The organism is Luteimonas sp. FCS-9 (assembly GCF_001014645.1).
Lineage (GTDB): Bacteria > Pseudomonadota > Gammaproteobacteria > Xanthomonadales > Xanthomonadaceae > Luteimonas.
Genome location: NZ_LASZ01000044.1, coordinates 1 through 910 on the forward strand (window position 1 = coordinate 1; position 910 = coordinate 910).

A 910-nucleotide genomic window follows, 5' to 3' on the forward strand; every position below is an offset into this window, starting at 1 on the left:
TGCTGCTGCGCCTCGACGGCGGACGCGGGCGCCACGTGCACCCGTAGGAGCGCGCTCGCGCGCGATGAGGCGTTCCCGAGACCGCTTCATCGCACGAAGGGCTTTCGCGAGACCGTTTCTCGCGCGCAAGCGCGCTCCTACAGATGCGGTTGGTGCGGCGTGGCGCTCGGACGTGATCGCCGGCCTCGCGACCCGGCTGACCCCGCTGCGCAGCGACGGCGGATACGAGCGCGCTCCTACGATCAGCGTTGCGTGGCGTCGCGTGGCGGTGCGGCCTGGCGGCGTCAGCGCGGCTGCAGGGTGACCGCGCCGACGACCCACATCGTCGGTCGGGTGTCGCCGGTGAAGCGCAGGCACAGGTCGGTCGCGCGGCGCGTGGCCAGCGCGCCGGTATCGATCGGAACGTCGAGGGTCACGAAGCCGTCCGCGTCGGGCGCTGCGGGCAGTGGCTGCGTCGCCAGCACCGGGCCGTCGCAGCCGCCGCCCTGGACCTGCAGTTCGCCGTGCGCGGTGGCCGCCGGCAGGAACGTGCGCTGCGGCTCGTCGTGGGCGAGCTGGAACGCGTAGGGCATGCGCCCGGCACGGACCGTCAGCCGGTCGATGTCGCCCAGGTCCGCCGCCGGCCACAGCCAGCACGGATGGAAGATCGTCACGTCGAAGATCGCGCGATCGCCTTCCAGCGGGCCGTCGTCCTCGAGCCGCAGCAGCAGGCGACCGATGTCGGGACAGACCGACAGCTCGGCGTTGCGGCGGGTCAGCAGCGAGGTCGCGTCGACGGTGTGGGTCGTGGCCGGCGCCAGCGGCGTGCCGTCGGCGGCGAATGCCGCTGCGCGCACCTGCGCGGGCAGGCGCAGGTCCAGCGGCGCGGCGTAGCGCGGCGAGCCGGCATCGGGGACGCTGCCGTCGAGGG

The 910-nt window shown here is 74.3% G+C and carries 1 pseudogene; it reads right to left on the bottom strand.

Features of this window, described 5'->3' with window-relative positions:
• Positions 1 to 284: 284 nt before the first annotated feature.
• Positions 285 to 910: pseudogene (locus tag WQ56_RS19155) on the bottom strand (beta-hexosaminidase); the annotation flags it as partial.